Origin of the sequence: Rhodoferax sp. (assembly GCF_039922535.1) — a bacterium.
Taxonomy (GTDB): Bacteria; Pseudomonadota; Gammaproteobacteria; order Burkholderiales; family Burkholderiaceae_C; genus Rhodoferax_B.
On sequence record NZ_JBDTEM010000051.1, the window covers coordinates 17,550 to 33,877 of the forward strand.

Here is a 16,328-nt window from a genome sequence, read left to right on the forward strand (position 1 = left end):
TAGCGCTTTGTAATTTCCTTCAAAGGGCTGACAACTGTCAGCCCTTTTTGCATGCGGCATGCAGACGATGCATAGCTATCGGCTAACCTTGGCGCTCCAAAGAGGGAGACTGCGTGCGTATCCAAAACATCTTCATCGCCTGCTGCCTGCTCGCAGCCGCCAGCCTGGCGCAAGCCGCCCAAATCACCCGGGTGTCGCCCCAGGGCGAGGTGGCCCGTATCCGCCAGGTGGTGGTGCAGTTTGACGGCAGTGCCGTCAACTTTGGCGACCCCAAAGCCCCGGCACCGGCCACTTTGCAGTGCAACGATGCACAGGCCAGCCAGGGCACGGGCCGCTGGACCAGCGACCGCGAATGGGCGTTTGAATTTGCCAACGACCTGCCGCCCGGCGTGCGCTGCACACTGCAGCCCGATTTAGGCATCAAATCGGCACCTGGCGCTTATTCCACCAGCGCGGGCAGCTATAAATTCAATAGTGGTGGCCCGTTTGTGCAAAACATCCGCCCGTACGACGGTGGTGACCAGATCGACGAAGAGCAGTTTTTTACCCTCACGCTCAACGGTGCAGCCACGCTGGCCAGCGTGCAGGCCAATCTGTGGTGCGCGGTAGACGGCCTGGGCGAGCGCGTGGCCGTGCGGCTGCTGGACGGCAAAGACCGGGCCGATCTGCTCAAAGCCCAGGGCCTGGACAAGGCCGCCGCCAAGGAGCCGCTGCGCTACCTCACCCTGGCCTGCAACCGCCGCCTCACCCCGTCGGCCAAGGTGCAACTGGTCTACGGCAAAGGCGTGGCCACCCCCAGCGGCGTAGCCAACACGGTAGAAAAGCGCTTCAACTACCAGGTGCGTGAGCCGTTTGCCGCCAGCTTCAGTTGCGAGCGCGAAAACGCCCAAAGCGCCTGCCTGCCCATCCGCCCGATGCGCCTGGCTTTCAACGCGCCCGTGGCCCGCAAGCTGCTGGAAGGTATCAAGCTCACCTCGGGCAAGGACACGATTGCGCCCACCTTTGACGAGGAAGACAGCGACAGCGAGGCCGTGGTCAGCAGCATCAGCTTCAAAAGCCCGTTTGCCGAGCAGGCCAAGTACACGTTGGCTTTGCCTGCAGGCTTCAAAGATGCGTCCAACCGGGCCCTGGCCAACGCCAACAGCTTCCCCATGCAAGTGGGCACCGGGGCCATGCCGCCGCTGGCCAAGTTCGCCGCCTCGCCGTTTGGCATCGTGGAGCGCTTTGCCGAGCCCAATGGCGTGGCGCTGCTGCCGGTAACGCTGCGCAATGTGGAGCCGCAACTGCAAGTGAAAGCTCTGAACGCAGGCAAGGTCACCACCCTGCAGCCCCGCAGCGACGCGGAGATCATCGCCTGGTATGCCAAAGTGCAGCAGTTCGACAGCTACAACGTCAGCCGCAAGCTGGCGGCCGCCCAGGTCAAAGGCCCGCTGCCCAAGGTGCTGCCCGACGAAGGCAAGCAGTACGTGCAAAGCCGCATGCTGTCCCTGCTGCAAGGCCAACCCGGCGTGAAGACGCTGGACCTGCCCCAGCCTGCCAGTGGCGACCCGCGCCCGTTCGAGGTGGTGGGCATCCCGCTGACCCCCGGCTTCCACGTGGTCGAAATCGCCTCGCAAAAGCTCGGCAGCTCGCTGTTGGACGAACGCTTTGGGGCCCAGCGGACCATGTATGTCCGCACCTCGGCCCTGGTCACCAACCTGGGCGTGCACTTCAAGCTGGGCCGCGAGAACGCGCTGGCCTGGGTCACCACGTTGGACAAGGGCCTGCCGGTGGCCAACGCCCAGGTGCAGGTGTCCGACTGCCGGGGCACATCTTTGGGCCACGCCACTACCAACGCCCAGGGCATTGCCTACCTGGAGGGCATTTCCCCCGATGCCCCGAATTGCCAGGACGAGGGCCGCTACAGCCAGGCCTATTTCGTCAGCGCCCGCAGTACGCAGGCCGGGGTGGAGGACATGGCCTTCACCTGGAGCGACTGGAACCGCGGCATCGAGCCCTGGCGCTTCAACCTGCCCACCAGCCGCAACGCCGAGCCAGACGAACGCGCCCACACCATTTTTGACCGCATGCTGCTGCGTGCGGGTGAAACCGTGTCCATGAAGCACCTGCTGCGCACCGAGACCCGCACTGGTTTTGGCTTGGCGGAGTCGCAGCCCGACACCTTGGTCATCACCCACATCGGCAGTGGCCAGCAGACCACCCAACCCCTGGTGTGGCGCAAAACCGCCACCGGCGGCCAGAGCGCCGAGAGCAGTTGGGCCATTCCACCCGCCGCCAAGCTGGGCGTGTACAGCGTGGAACTGCGGGGGCCGGGAGACGAAAAAACCTACAGCACAGGACAGTTCCGGGTGGAAGAGTTCCGCCTGCCGGTGCTCGAAGGCAGGGTCACCCCCAGCGACAAAAAACCGCTGGTCCACGCCACCAACGTGCCGGTAGACGTGCAAATCAACTACGTGGCCGGCGGCGGCGCGGCCAACCTGCCAGTGCGCGTGTCGGCGCTGGTGCGGGGCAAATACCTGAGCTTTAGCGACTTCGAGGCCTTCAGCTTCGCCGCACCGCGCGGCAAGCGCGACGCAGCCGCGGAGGGCGATGAAGAGGAAAACACCGCCAGTGAAGACAGCCGCGTAGTGGCCGATAAGCTACCGCTCACGCTGGACAAAAATGGCGCGGGCAAAACCCGCATCGACGACCTGAAACCCAGCCCGCAGCCGCAGGATTTGCTGCTGGAAGCCACCTATTCCGACCCCAATGGCGAGGTGCAAACCATCCGCAGCACCCAGACGCTGTGGCCCGCCGCCGTCATTGCGGGTATCAAAACCGAAGGCTGGGTGTCCACCAGCCAAAAGCTCAAGTTCCAGGCCCTGGCACTGGACTTAGCCGGTAAACCGCAGGCCGACGTGGCGCTGGAAGTGCGTGCCACCGCCCGTATCGTCACCACCAGCCGCAAGCGCATGGTGGGCGGCTTCTACACCTACGACAACAAAACCAGCACCAAGGACCTGGGCGCAGTGTGCAGCGGCAAGAGCGATAGCCGCGGCCTGCTGTTGTGCGAGGCCGCGTTGAATGAAGCGGGTGAAGTTGAGCTAGTCGTCACCGCCAAAGACGCGTCGGGTAACCGCATCCAGGCCGCCGCGTCGGTGTACGTGACCAAACAGGGCGAACTCTGGTTTGGCGGCGAGAACCACGACCGCATGGACCTGCTGCCCGAGAAAAAAAGCTACCAACCCGGCGAGACGGCCCAGTTCCAGGTGCGCATGCCGTTCCGCTTTGCCACCGCCCTGGTGGCCGTGGAGCGCGAGGGCATCATCCAGACCCAGGTAGTCCAGCTCAACGGGCAAGACCCCACGGTGCGCGTCCAGATCAAGGAAGGCTGGGGGCCGAACGTGTACGTGAGTGTGCTGGCCCTGCGTGGCCGCCTGCGCGAGGTGCCGTGGTACAGCTTTTTCACCTGGGGCTACAAGGCCCCGCGCGAGTGGTGGACCAGCTTTTGGTACGAAGGCCGTGAGTATGTGGCTCCCACCTCGCTGGTGGACCTGAGCAAACCCGCCTTTCGCCTGGGCGTGGCCGAAATCCGGGTGGGCAGCAAAGCCCACCAGCTGGACGTGAGTGTCAAGGCCGACAAGGAAAGCTACCCCGTGCGCGGCCAGGCCAAAGTAACCATCAACGTCAAGCTGCCCAACGGCCAGCCCGCCGCCCACGCCGAAGTCGCGCTGGCCGCTGTGGACCAGGCCTTGTTGGAACTCATGCCCAACAGCAGCTGGAATCTGCTGGATGCCATGCTGCAGCGCCGGTCCTGGGGCGTGGAAACGTCTACCGCGCAGATGGAAATCATCGGCCGCCGCCACTATGGCCGCAAGGCCGTGGCCGCAGGCGGCGGCGGGGGCCACAGCGGCACCCGTGAGCTGCTGGAAACCCTGCTGCTGTGGAACCCCAAAGTGCAGCTAGATGCCAACGGCCAGGCCACCGTCACCGTGCCGCTCAACGATGCGCTCACCACCTTCAAGATCGTCGCCGTGGCCGATGCCTCCACCGGCCTGTTTGGCACCGGCTCCACCAGCATCCGCGCCACCCAAGACCTGCAAATCATCAGCGGCCTGCCGCCCCTGGTGCGCGAGGACGACCAGTTCCGCGCCCAGATCACCCTGCGTAACACCACGCAAAAGGCCATGAAGGTGCAGGTCACGCCCCGTGCAACGCTATTGAATCTAGAGCAACAAACCGTCGACATACCTGCGGGAGAGGCCAAAGAGGTCCTATGGAATGTCACCGCTCCGGCGCAACTGGCGCAGACCCGCGCCGAGGCCATCCTGTGGGAAATTGAGGCCAAAGACACCCTGACCGGTGCCCGCGATGCCCTCAAGATCCGCCAGCGCATCATTCCCGCCGTGCCCTTGACGGTGCAGCAGGCCACCCTGGTGCAGGTGGACGGCACGTTCACCCTGCCCGTAGCTCCACCGGCGGATGCCCTGCCGGGCCGGGGCGGTTTGCGCTTGGCCCTGCAACCCACGCTGGCCGAGGGTCTGCCCGGCGTGCGGGATTGGTTCGCCAATTACCCGTTTGCCTGCCTGGAGCAAAAAACCAGCAAGGCCATCGGCCTGCGCGATGCCAAGCTGTGGCAAACCGTGGTGGCCCAGATCCCCAGCTACCTCGATAGCGACGGCCTGGCCAGCTACTTCCCACCGCGCGATGGCGAGGCCAACCGGGGCAGCGACACGCTCACCGCTTACCTGCTGGCGGCGTCCCACGAGGCGGGCGGTCTGAACCCTGCCTTCGCCCTCAGCGACGAGGTGCGCGCGCCGATGGAGCGCGGCCTGGCGGCGTTTGTGGAGGGCAAAATCCAGCGCGAATTCTGGAGCCCACGCAAAGACCTGGACGTGCGCAAGCTGGCAGCCATTGAAGCCCTGTCGCGCTATGGCAAGGCCCAGGCCCGCATGCTGGGCAGCATCACCATCGCTCCGAACCAGTGGCCGACCCACGCTGTGATCGACTGGCTCAACATCTTGAAGCGCGTCACCGACATCCCCAAACGCGACGAGCGCCTGGCCGAGGCCCAGCAAATCTTGCGCTCGCGTTTGAGCTTCCAGGGCACCAAGATGGTCTTCAGCACCGAGCAAGAAGACTACTGGTGGTGGCTGATGCACAACGGCGACGACAACACCGCCCGCCTGATCCTGGCCGTCTTGACCGACCCGGCCTGGAAGGCCGACATGGGCCGCTTGGCCAACGGCTTCATCAGCCGCCAGCAGCACGGTGCCTGGAGCACCACCACCGCTAACCTCTGGGGCGGGCTGGCGTTGGAGAAATTCAGCGCCCAGTTTGAAGCCACGCCCGTGGCCGGTGTCACCAAGGCCGCCCTGGGCGCAGCGGTGGCCAGCGTGGACTGGAGCAAGGTAGACCGCGTGCCCGCCACGGACACGCCCCACCAGACCACCGCCTTCGGTGCCCCAGTATCCCCTGGCAACCTGCGCAACAACCGCATGTTCTTGCCCTGGAGCAAAGACAGCTTGACGGTCACCCAGCAAGGCAGCGGCAAGCCTTGGCTCACCCTGCAGTCCGTTGCCGCCATCGACCTGAAGGCCCCGTTCAACGCGGGCTACCAGATCAAGAAGACCATCACCCCGGTGGAGCAAGCGGTGAAGGGCCAGTACACCCGCGGCGACGTGCTGCGCATCACCCTGGAAGTCAACGCCAGCGCCGACATGACCTGGGTCGCCATCACCGACCCCGTACCTGGCGGTGCCACCATCCTGGGCAGCGGGCTGGGACGCGACTCTGAAATCGCCACCCAAGGCGAAAAGCGCAGCGGCAGCGGCTGGCCCGCTTTTGAAGAACGCAGCTTCGAATCCTTCCGCAGCTACTACGAGTACCTGCCCAAGGGCGTGGTGAAGATGGAGTACACGGTGCGGTTGAATAACGTGGGCGATTTCGCCCTGCCACCCAGCCGGGTGGAAGCGATGTACGCGCCAGAGATGTTTGGCGAGTGGCCGAATGCGCGGGTGAAGGTGGGGGCTCCAAAGTGACGCTCGACTTCAGTAACTTTAAATTCATCTACCTCGCCATCGGTTTTGCGGCCTGGGCTGCCGTGATGGTGCTGTTGTGGCGGCGGCCTAATACATCTAACGCCGAGCTGTACCACGGTTGGCAAAGGCAAAATCCAGGCGTGCACATCACGATGGAGGAACTGATTGCAATGCCTGACGGACCCGGTTCGTCTACCAAATGGGAGGCCATAGGGGCGTTCACATTTGCGTTTCTGGCGGTTCTTTTTATGTATTTGGTCTATGGGTGCAGGTGTGTTCGGTGGTAACGCTGTAGACACAACGCCAATCCGCATTAACCGCATTGTTAGCAATTCTTAACGTTTAAGCCATGTGCACCACCCTGACGATCCGTAATGCCATTTCGCTCAACTGGTTGCGTGTTAGCTGCCATTAACAATGGATGCTTCTATTTTTATAGCTTCTTGTGCAGGTGCTGCATGCGTAAACGTCACTTTTTACGGAATAAATAACGCGGTTTTTCGCAGGGTGTCCAAGTCATAGACCGCAAAGTACTGGCAGTAAACTGCCATACAACATAGCGACCAAAGTGTGGCGCTGCGCGGTAAGGGCTTCCTTTTGCAGTTTGAGCAGTTACAACAGGGATGGAGAGCAAGCAATGAAGGGCATGTTGAATTTTCTGGAAAAAGCCGGGCTGGTAAAGAGCGACCCGCCCGCCGAAATCCGTCCCGAGGCAAGCGATGCGGCCCCACCGGCGGATGTCCTGCCTGCTGCCACGCCGTCCGCCGTGACCTCTGGCGTACTGGATGCCGAGGCCGTCTATGCCCATGCGGGTGTGCCACCTTCCGTTTACCCGGCAGAGCGGCTGCTGCGGCTGGTGGACGGCCTGAGCGCCATGGACCCGGCGACGCGGCTGATGGCCATCCAGGCTATGGATGCGGCGGACGAGTCGTGGTCGCTGGCCGACCCGCTGGCCGATGCTGCCGCCAAGATCCAGGCCCTAGCCGCCCACGGGCAGCAGCTACAGGCCAATTTGCAGGCCTTGGAGGGCGAAACCCAGACCCAACTGGCAGCCGTGGCCAGCCGCCAGGAGCAGGTAGTGGGCGATATCCGCAAGCAGATCACCGAGCTGGAGGCCCTGGTGGCCCGAGAGCTGTCGCGCGCCGCCCAGGAAACCGCAGGCCATACCGCCGCACTCAGCGCCGCCACCGACCAAACCCAGCGCGCCCTGGGCGATATTGCCCAATTGAGCCAGCGGCTGCAAAGCCTGTCCGCACAATTTGGCGCGCCTGTTACCCGCCCACAGGAATAGACCATGGCCAGTTTGACTCCCCTTTCCAAGGGCTTGATTGCGGTGGCAATCGTCGGGGCGATGGCATCCGCCGTGTGGCACCTTGGACTCAAAGAATGGCTGGCGGCCAGAAATGCGCCGTCGGCCACCGAATCTACGCAGGTGTTGCCCGAGCCACAGGTTCCTGTACCTGCGCCAGCCGTGGCACCCACCCCGGCCCCGGTAGCAGAAACCAATGTTCCCGCGCCTGCGGCCCCATCTAACGCCACGGCAGCCAACCACGCGGAGCAGGGCCGCAAGCTGCTGGCCGGTGGCGACTACGCCCAAGCCCGCAGCCACCTCGAACAGGCGGTAAAAGAGGGTGACGGCAGTGCGGCCTGCTTGCTGGGCGAGATGACCATCAAAGGCCAGGGCGGCATTACCGCCAGCCAAGACAAGGCCGCCAGTCTGTTCCAGTTGGCCCAGTCGCGCGGCAGCATCTGCTTTGCATCAAGTTAAGCACACCCCCAGACTGCAGTGCTTCGCATCTTTCGCCAACCCCCTTGCAGGGGGCAACACCAGCAGCCTGGCAAAGCCAGTTCTGCGGTGTTTCTGGCGGGCGTAGGTTCTGCCTGCACGAGGCGGCGATTAGTTAGTATTCCTCTTGATTATCAGGATTGACCCCATGAAAATTCGTACCGTTGCCCTTGTCGCCGCCTTGGTTACCAGCGGCTGGATGGGCAGTGCCGCCATGGCGCAAGGCTTTGTGTTTGGTACCGCAGAACCCAAGGCCGATGCACCGGCAGCCGCATCCACTACCAACAGTGCAGGGCGCAATGCCAAGGTGGAGTCGGCCCAGCGTCTGCTGGCGCGCATGGGCTTGTTCCGTGAAACGCCCAGTGGCAACCTTACGCCCGCCACGCTGGAGGCTATCCGCGCCTTCTCGGTACAGAACGGGATGGCCCCGGCCAACCAGGTCACCGATGCTTTGCTAAACGCCATTCGGAAGGTAATCTGGCAGACCCAGAACTGGTCCAAAGGCAACTACAAGGGCCGCGAAAAAGTGGTGGATGCAGCGGGCCTGCGCGAGGCGCAGATTCTGCTGGGCAAACTGGGCTACAACGCGGGCCCGCTGGACGGCACCTTCGGGCCGCAAACCCAGGTGGCGACCGAGGCCTTCCAGGAGTCGCAAGCGGTTTCGGTGGACGGCCTGATCACCGCCACCGTGTTGATGAACCTGCGCCGTGCCGTGAATGGCGTGGGCAGCAGCGCCAAAGACACGGTGCGGGTGCTCAATTGGCCAGATTACATCGAACCCAGCGTGCTGCAAGACTTCGAGAAAGAATTCAAGATCCGCGTGGTCTACGATATTTTTGCCAGCAATGACGACCTGCAGGCCAAGCTACGCGGCGGCGGTACACCGTACGATGTGGTGTTTCCCACTGCCAACGCCGTGCCCGCCATGGCCGCCAAAGGCCTGCTCGGCAAGCTGGACAAAGCCAGCCTGAAAAACATCGCCAACATCGACCCGCGTGTCGATGCCACCCTGCGCACCTGGGACAAAGACGGTGCCTACAGCCTGCCCTACATGTGGTACACGGTGGGCATCGCCTGGAACCCCAAGCTCGCCGCCCGTGCTTACCCGGGGCGGGCAATGGATGCACTGACCAACGTGTTTGACCCCGAGGTGGCCAAGCGCTTCCAGTCCTGCGGCATCGGTATGGAGGACTCTGCCAGTGATATCGTTCCCTTGGCGGCCATGGCGGCAGGCCAGCGCAAATGGGATGGCAAAAACTCTACTGCCGCCGCTGCGCAGGTGCTGGAGCGTCTGGTGGGTATCGTCAAGATCATCCCTACGGACCAGTACATTGAAGAGCTGGCTACCGGCAAACTGTGCGTGGCCATCGGCTTCTCGGGCGATGCGGTGCAAGCCCAGGCCAAGGCCAAGACCCGCGACATGGTGGAATACCGCGTGCCCAGCGACGGCGGCCTGCTGGCCATTGACGCCATGGCCATCCCTGCCAATGCCAAGAACAAGCGCGAAGCCCACCTGTTCATCGACTACCTGATGCGGCCCCAGGTTATCGCCAAAATCTCCAACACCGTGGGCTACGCCAACGCCAATTCCAAGGCGGGCGAGTTCATGAGCGACAGCGTCAAGTCCAACCCGGCCGTGGTGCCCACCACCACCTCGCTGAGCCGGTCCATGCCGATTCCGATCTTGTCCGAGCAAGACCAGCAAGAGATCGCGCGCATCTGGGCAAAATTCTCCAAGTAAGCCATTCCAACCTGTGAACGACAAGCCCAACTACCTCGGTGCTTTTTTGAAGCACCCTAGCAACCTCACGGCCTTGCTGGCCGCCGGTTGTGCCGCCATATTTGCCTCCATGCCCATGGGCTGGGCCGGTTTGGGGCTGGTGGGGGCTGTGGCACTGGGCACCGAGGCGCTGGCCGCCCTGGCCATCCCCAGCCTGCCGTCGTTCAAAGCCTGGGTAGACCGCGAGCAGCACCAACAGGCCCGCAGCCAGCGGCAAACCCGGCTGCTGGCCGAGCTGGGCACATTGGGCGACAAAAACGCGCTGGCTACCTACCGCCACATGTGCGGCCGGGTGCAAGCCCTGTACCAAACCGCCGACGATTCCCGCACCACGCTCACCCTGCAAGACGTGGATAAGCTTGAAGACCTCACCGTGGACTACCTGGGCCTGTGTGTGGCCTATCTGTCGCTCAGGCAGCGCAAAGATGGCCCCAGCGAAGAGCTGCTGACCCAGCGCATCGCCAGCCTGCAGGCGCAGTTGCAAACCACCCGACTACCCGAAGACGAAGCCCGCCAGCTGCGCAGCGCCCTGGCGCAGTACTCCGAATCCTTGCAGCGCGCGCGCCGACTGGCGGGTCGCCGCAGCGCGCTAGAGGCCACGCTGCTGTCCATGCCCGACAAGATGGAAGAGGTCTACCAGTTGGTCATCACCTCGCCCTACTCGTCCGAGATGGGCAGCAAGCTGGAGGATTCCTTGGCGCGCCTGCGCATTGCCGAGGAAGTGGCCGCCGAGTTCGACACGCCCGAGCCGTGGGAACTGGAGCCGCCACGCGCTAGCAAGCCCGCCGTCACGGCGATGGGAGCCGTTCAGCAAGCAGCCCAGAGACTCAAAGTCTGACCCCACGTTCCTTATTTTTGTCTTAGCTTTTCAACCGGAGCATTTCATGGCCAACAACGCAATCTTCGCCCGTCTGGGCAATCTGTGGACCGGATTCATCTCGCTGTGGGTGTCCGATATCGAAAAAGAGCACCCTGAAATCGCCTACCAAAACGCCATCGCGTCGATGATCCAGAAGTACACCCAGCTCAAGGCGGCTACCGGTGCCATCGTCGCCCGCCGCCAGGACATTACCTCCCGGCTGGAGGCGGCCGAGCGCGAGCTGGCCAGCGTCAGCGCCGACCTGGAAACCGCCATGGCCACCAACCAGGACGACCTGGCCGTGGTGCTGATCCAAAAGAAAAACGCGCTCGACACCACCCTGACCGAGCTGCGCGCAGACGCCGCCCAGGCCACGGCAGATGCCGACAACGCCAAGGACTCGCTGATGCAGGTCAAGTCCGAAATCGACAAGCTCAAGGCCGAAAAAGACCGCATGCTGGCCCAGATGCACAGCGCCCAGGCGCGCATCAAAATCCAGGGCCAGCTCGACGGTCTGTCGGTGGATGCCGAAGTGCAGGCCCTGGGTGCTGTGCGCGACCACATCAAGAGCCAGGTGGCCCAGGCCAGCCTGGGCTCGGAGCTGCACAGCTCCGACCTGGACGTGCGCCTGAACAAGCTGCGCCAAAGCAGCGCCGGTGTTACCGCCAAGGCCCAGCTTGAAGCCATGAAGCAAGCCCGCGCCGCCGCCCAGGCCACGCCCACCAAGAACCTGTAAACCCGCACCATGACCGTCCCCGCAAGTCCGCGCAACCCGCTGCCCCGCTGGGCGGAAACCCTGCGCCAGAAGTACCTGGCCGGGGAGGCTTCTACCTTTGTGCTGTACCGCAATGTGTTCGACAACTTTTTGGTCGGCGACACGCTGCACAATCTGCAGTCCTTCCTGCTGGCCGAGCTGTTCAAAGACACCAAAAAGCATGTGGTGGAGGTCAGCCTGGAGCGCGGCATCCGCACCCTCAGCGGCCCGCCTGCCTTGCCGCAGGAAGAGGCGCCCGAGCTGCTGCCCGCCTTGCATGCCTTGGAGCAGCAGATGCGCGCCGAGCAGTCCACCGCCGTCATCGTGCCCTATGCCGACGCGCTGCTGCCCGCAGGCGACCCCAGCTTCATGGCCGCGCAAGACCGGCAGATCTACCTGGCCTTTCACCGCTGGTCGCTGGACAAAAGCCTGACCACCGGCGACAACCTCACCATCCTGGTCACCGAGTCGCTGAACGCCATCAACCCTGGCCTGCTGTCCAACCCCAAGGTGGCGGCCATCGAAATCCCCATGCCCGACCTGGCCCTGCGCCACAAGGTCATCGCCTATCTGGCCCCCAAACTCAGCGCACAACAGGTCGCCCTGTTTTCTGAGCGCACGGGCGGCCTGCGCACCGTGCAACTGGCCAGCATCATGGCCAGCTCCGAAGGCCATGGCTTGAGCGAGCCGCAGCGGCGCACGCTGATATTGCAACTGCTGCAGGGCAGCACCGACGCCGAGCAGCGTGCCACCACGCTGGCCACTATCACCGCGGGCATGACCCCGGCCGAAATTACCAAGCTCATCGAGCCCGAAAAAACCTTGGCCGAGGGCGACGCCGTTGAGGAAGTGCTCAAGGTCATCCACGCCCGCAAGCGCGAAATGATCGAGAAAGAATGCGCGGGCCTGATCGAATTCATTGAACCCAAGCACGGCCTGGCCTCGGTGGGCGGGCATGACAACATCAAGCATGAACTGCTGGCGATTGCCAAAAACCTCAAGGCCGGTGAAACCACCCTGACCCCCATGGGCCTGCTGGCCGTAGGCCCTATGGGCTCGGGCAAAACCTTTGTCATCAAGGCGTTCCTGAAGGAAGCCGGTTTGTCCGCCGTGGCGCTGAAGAACTTCCGCTCCAAATGGGTGGGCTCCACCGAGGCCAACCTGGAGCGCGTGCTGGCCACCGTCAAAGCCATGGGGCCGATCGCGGTGATCATCGACGAAGGCGACCGCAGCTTTGGCTCGGGTGGCGGGGAGGGTGGGGACGATGGCACCAGCTCGCGCGTTATCGCCCGGCTCAAAGAGTTCATGGCCGAAACCGAAAACCGCGGCCAGGTCTTGTTTGTGATGCTGACCAACCGCCCCGACAAGCTCGACAGCGACATCAAACGCCCCGGCCGACTCGACCGCAAAATCCCCTTCTTCTACTGCGACTCCGCCGCCGAACGCGCCCAGGTGCTGCAAGCCGTGCTGGCCCGCTACGGTGAAACCTGTATCGCCAGCACCGAAGAACTGCTGCTGCTCTGTGACACCCTGGGCGGCTACTCGAACGCCGACCTGGAAGCGCTGGCCCTGCTGGCCGTGGAGCTGGCCCGCAACCAGGCCAGCCCCTTGAACGCCGCCGTACTCAGCGCCGCAGCGCTGGACTTCATGCCGCCGCAAGAGCGCGACATGATCGAATTCATGGAGCTGCTGGCTGTGTCCGAAACCTCGCGCCGCAGCATGCTGCCCAAGCGCTACCGCGACATGGCGGTGGCCGATATCCAAAGCAATTTGATCGCCGCCAAACGCCGCGCCCTGGCGCGCTAAACACCATCACGTCACCATCACGTTAGGAGCCCACCATGCACCCCATGTCCGACCAACACCTCAGCCCCGCACAAGTCACCCAGCTCACCCAAGCCATGCTCTCGGTGGCGCTGGTGGACGGCATCCACCCGGCAGAAGCGGCCTTGATCGGCCAGTTCTATGAGAGCTCGCGCAGCGCCGACATGCCCACCACGGCCGCTACCCTGGCCATGGATGCCAGCGCCTTCGATGCCCACAGCCTGCTGCCGTGTGCACCGGAGTTTGCCGATACCGTGGTGCTGATGTGCCTGATGGCCGCCTACGCAGACGGCGATTTCAGCAGCGCCGAGCGCGCCCATGTGCAGGCCCTGGCCACCACCCTGGGCATGGGTGCGGCGCGATTTGAACTGCACATTGGCCAGGTGCGTGATGGCCTGGTGGCGGCCTTGTCGCACCTGCCGGATGCCGCATCGGTGGCTGCCGTGGTGCAAAAGCTCAACGCGGCCGACTAAATTGCCCACGCAGTCGGTGCCAGGAAATTTCCATAAAAAGGCATTTGCTGCGCTTTTAGTAGCTGCCAGCGCAGGTGCTACCTGCGCCGAATCCACTTTTGATGCAGTAAAAGCCAGCTACCGTTCCTCTGACACCCAGGTCCTCGACCGCCATGGCGAGTTGCTGCAACGCCTGCGCACCGATGCCACCGTGCGGCGCGGCCCGTGGGTGGCGCTGGCAGACGTGTCACCGGCCCTGCGCACGGCGCTGGTGCTGAGCGAAGACAAGCGGTTTTACCAGCACAGCGGGGTGGATTGGCAGGCGGTGTCTGCCGCGGCCTGGGGCAACCTGTGGAACCGCAAAACCCGGGGCGCGTCCACCATCACCATGCAACTGGCCGGGCTGGTGGACACGGATTTGAAGCCCAGCACGGGCGGGCGCAGCGTGGTGCAGAAGATCGGCCAAACCGTGGCAGCCCAGCAACTGGAAGGCAGCTGGCGCAAAGACCAGATTTTGGAGGCCTACCTGAACCTGGTGCCGTTCCGCGGCGAGCTGGTGGGCATCGCCGCGTTGAGCCAGACGCTGTTTGGCAAGGCCGCCCACGGGCTGGACGCGCGCGAGGCGGCTGTCGCCGTGGCCCTGGTGCGCGCGCCCAACGCCAAACTGGCGCAGCTTACCCAGCGGGCCTGCGGCGTGCTGCAGGCGGTGGAGGCAGGGGCAGATTGTGCGGGCTTGGACCTGTTCACCACCGCCGCCCTGCAGCGCAAGGCCTTTGACACCAGCGAAGGCATCGCGCCGCACCTGGCCCGGCTGGTGGCCAAAGACCAAACCAACTCCACCGTGACCACCAGCCTGCGCGCCCCGTTGCAGCGCTTTGCAGTGCAAACCCTGCAGCAGCAACTGCGCGAATTGCCGGGGCGGCACGTGGAGGACGGAGCCATCGTGGTGCTGGACAACGCTACCGGCGAGGTGCTGGCCTGGGTCGGCTCCAGCGGCACGCTGAGCGCGGCCGCCGAGGTGGACGGTGTGACGGCGCTGCGCCAGCCGGGCTCCACACTGAAGCCCTTTTTGTATGCCGAGGCAATTGCCGAGCGCCGCATCACCGCCGCGTCGCTGCTGGAAGATGCCAGCACCCAAATCCCCACCGCTGGCGGCCTGTATATCCCGCAAAACTACGACCACCATTTCAAGGGCTGGGTGTCGGCCCGCACGGCACTGGCCGCGTCGCTGAACGTACCGGCAGTGCGCACGCTGGTGATGGTGTCGCCCGATGCCTTCCACGACCAACTGGTGGCGCTGGGCCTGCCGCTCAAAGAATCCGGCGGCTACTACGGCTATAGCCTGGCGCTGGGCAGTGCCGAGGTGTCGCTGCTCAATCTGGCCAATGCCTACCGCGCGCTGGCCAACGGCGGGCGGGCCAGCCCCACCACGTTCATGCTGAACCCCAAACCGCAATTCCGCCCCGCGCTGGACCCGCGTGCCGCTTTCATCGTCGGCGACATCTTGTCCGACCCGCTGGCCCGCGCCCGCACCTTCGGCAGCGACAGCATTCTGGGCACGCGCTTCTGGACGGCGGTGAAAACCGGCACCAGCAAAGACATGCGCGACAACTGGGCCATGGGCTACTCGCAGGCCTACACGGTCGGCGTGTGGGTGGGCAACGCCAGCGGCGCGCCGATGTGGGACGTGAGCGGCACCACGGGTGCGGCACCCATCTGGGCCGCGGTGATGCGCTACCTGCACCGCAACCAGCCCAGCCGTGCGCCCGCTGCGCCGCCCGGCGTGGTGCAGCAGGCCGTGGCCTTCGGCGGCACCGAGGCGCCGCGCAGCGAATGGTTTGTGCAGGGCACACAGCAAAACCAGTTTGCTATGGTTTCCGTAGCTTCTGGCGCAGGTGGAATAAGCGCTGGAGGCCTAAAAGACTTAAAAAATCGCCCAGCCCGCATCACCAGCCCGGCCACCGGCACCATCTTCGCGCTGGACCCGGACATCCCGCCGAACCGCCAGCGGGTGGATTTTCAGGCCGAAGGTGCGGGCCTGCGCTGGTGGATCGACGGCAAGGCTTTCGCCCAGGGCCCCTCGGCCCAATGGCTGCCCTGGCCGGGCCGCCACGTGGTGCAGATACGCAATCCGCAGGGCGCGGTGCTGGACAGCGTGCGGCTGGAGGTGCGTGGGGCCGGGGTGCGGTAATTTTTGAAACCAGGAAAATGACCGCCATGGAATTCAACGATTTATATCCCGAGTTTTTGGTCAGCGATGTGGCGCAGTCGCTGCGGTTTTATGGCGACACGCTGGGCTTCAAGCTGGAATACGACCGGCCCGAAGAGAAGTTCGCTTTTCTGAGCCTGGGTGGTGCGCAACTCATGCTGTTGCAGGACAACGCCAGCACGCATTCCAAGACCGGGGATCTGGACTATCCCCGGGGCAGGGGCATCAATTTCTCCATCCGTGTGCCCCGGCTGGAGCCGATCGCAACGGCGCTGGAGCGCATAGGCCATCCGCTGCGTATCCCGGTGCGGGACAGCTGGCACCGCGACGGGACCCGCTTCCATGGTGAGAAGCAGCTCTGGGTGATGGATCCGGATGGATATCTGCTGCGGTTTGTCGAGTCGCTGGGCATCTCCGACGTGTGAGGCTCAGTCTGCCTGCGTGCTGCCCTGAAACTGGCTGGGTGACTGCCCCACGGCCGCTTTGAACATGGCCGCAAACGCACTGTCGCTGGCGTAGCCGCAGGCCACCGCGACCTGGCCCACGGGCACGCCGCGCGCCAGCAAGGGCAGGGCGTGGGCCAGTACCGCCTGTTGCCGCCACTGCAAATACGTGGTGCCTAGCTGGTCGCGGAACAGCCGGGC

General features: G+C 64.1%; 12 protein-coding genes. 11 read left to right on the forward strand and 1 reads right to left on the reverse strand.

The window, feature by feature from the left end:
* The first annotated feature begins 113 nt into the window (after positions 1-113).
* From ABI213_RS02070 to ABI213_RS02120, 11 genes are all read left to right on the forward strand, one after another.
* Positions 114-6,020: an MG2 domain-containing protein gene (locus ABI213_RS02070; RefSeq protein ID WP_348025910.1), complete on the forward strand. Its 5,907-nt coding sequence runs from the start codon at positions 114-116 to the stop codon at positions 6,018-6,020.
* Complete coding sequence (locus tag ABI213_RS02075; RefSeq protein WP_348005261.1) at positions 6,017-6,307, forward strand: hypothetical protein; 291 nt, start codon at positions 6,017-6,019, stop codon at positions 6,305-6,307. The genes ABI213_RS02070 and ABI213_RS02075 overlap by 4 nt, the downstream gene beginning before the upstream one ends.
* Positions 6,308-6,657: 350 nt before the next feature.
* Positions 6,658-7,311 (forward strand): methyl-accepting chemotaxis protein, encoded by a 654-nt coding sequence (locus ABI213_RS02080; RefSeq protein ID WP_348005262.1) that lies wholly within the window; start codon positions 6,658-6,660, stop codon positions 7,309-7,311.
* A gap of 3 nt (positions 7,312-7,314) precedes the next feature.
* Entirely contained in the window at positions 7,315-7,788 is a 474-nt protein-coding gene (locus ABI213_RS02085; RefSeq protein WP_348005263.1) for a hypothetical protein, read from the forward strand.
* Positions 7,789-7,954: 166 nt separating this feature from the next.
* Positions 7,955-9,547, forward strand: a complete 1,593-nt coding sequence (locus tag ABI213_RS02090) for an extracellular solute-binding protein (RefSeq protein WP_348005264.1) — start codon at positions 7,955-7,957, stop codon at positions 9,545-9,547.
* Between the two features lie 13 nt (positions 9,548-9,560).
* Positions 9,561-10,424, forward strand: coding sequence for a hypothetical protein (locus ABI213_RS02095; protein ID WP_348005265.1), 864 nt, complete (start codon positions 9,561-9,563; stop codon positions 10,422-10,424).
* A gap of 46 nt (positions 10,425-10,470) precedes the next feature.
* Positions 10,471-11,181: a PspA/IM30 family protein gene (locus ABI213_RS02100; RefSeq protein WP_348025912.1), complete on the forward strand. Its 711-nt coding sequence runs from the start codon at positions 10,471-10,473 to the stop codon at positions 11,179-11,181.
* A 9-nt stretch (positions 11,182-11,190) separates the two neighbouring features.
* Positions 11,191-13,005 carry an ATP-binding protein gene (locus tag ABI213_RS02105; RefSeq protein WP_348025914.1) on the forward strand — a complete coding sequence of 605 codons (1,815 nt, stop codon included), beginning with the start codon at positions 11,191-11,193 and terminating at the stop codon, positions 13,003-13,005.
* 35 nt (positions 13,006-13,040) lie between these two features.
* Complete coding sequence (locus tag ABI213_RS02110; protein ID WP_348008715.1) at positions 13,041-13,496, forward strand: hypothetical protein; 456 nt, start codon at positions 13,041-13,043, stop codon at positions 13,494-13,496.
* 1 nt (position 13,497) lies between these two features.
* Positions 13,498-15,666 (forward strand): penicillin-binding protein 1C, encoded by a 2,169-nt coding sequence (gene pbpC / locus ABI213_RS02115; protein WP_348025916.1) that lies wholly within the window; start codon positions 13,498-13,500, stop codon positions 15,664-15,666.
* 17 nt (positions 15,667-15,683) lie between these two features.
* Complete coding sequence (locus ABI213_RS02120; protein ID WP_348004921.1) at positions 15,684-16,109, forward strand: VOC family protein; 426 nt, start codon at positions 15,684-15,686, stop codon at positions 16,107-16,109.
* A 3-nt stretch (positions 16,110-16,112) separates the two neighbouring features.
* Here the strand turns inward: ABI213_RS02120 and ABI213_RS02125 are convergent.
* On the reverse strand, positions 16,113-16,328 hold a 216-nt coding region (locus ABI213_RS02125; protein ID WP_348025918.1), incomplete at its 5' end, for a helix-turn-helix domain-containing protein.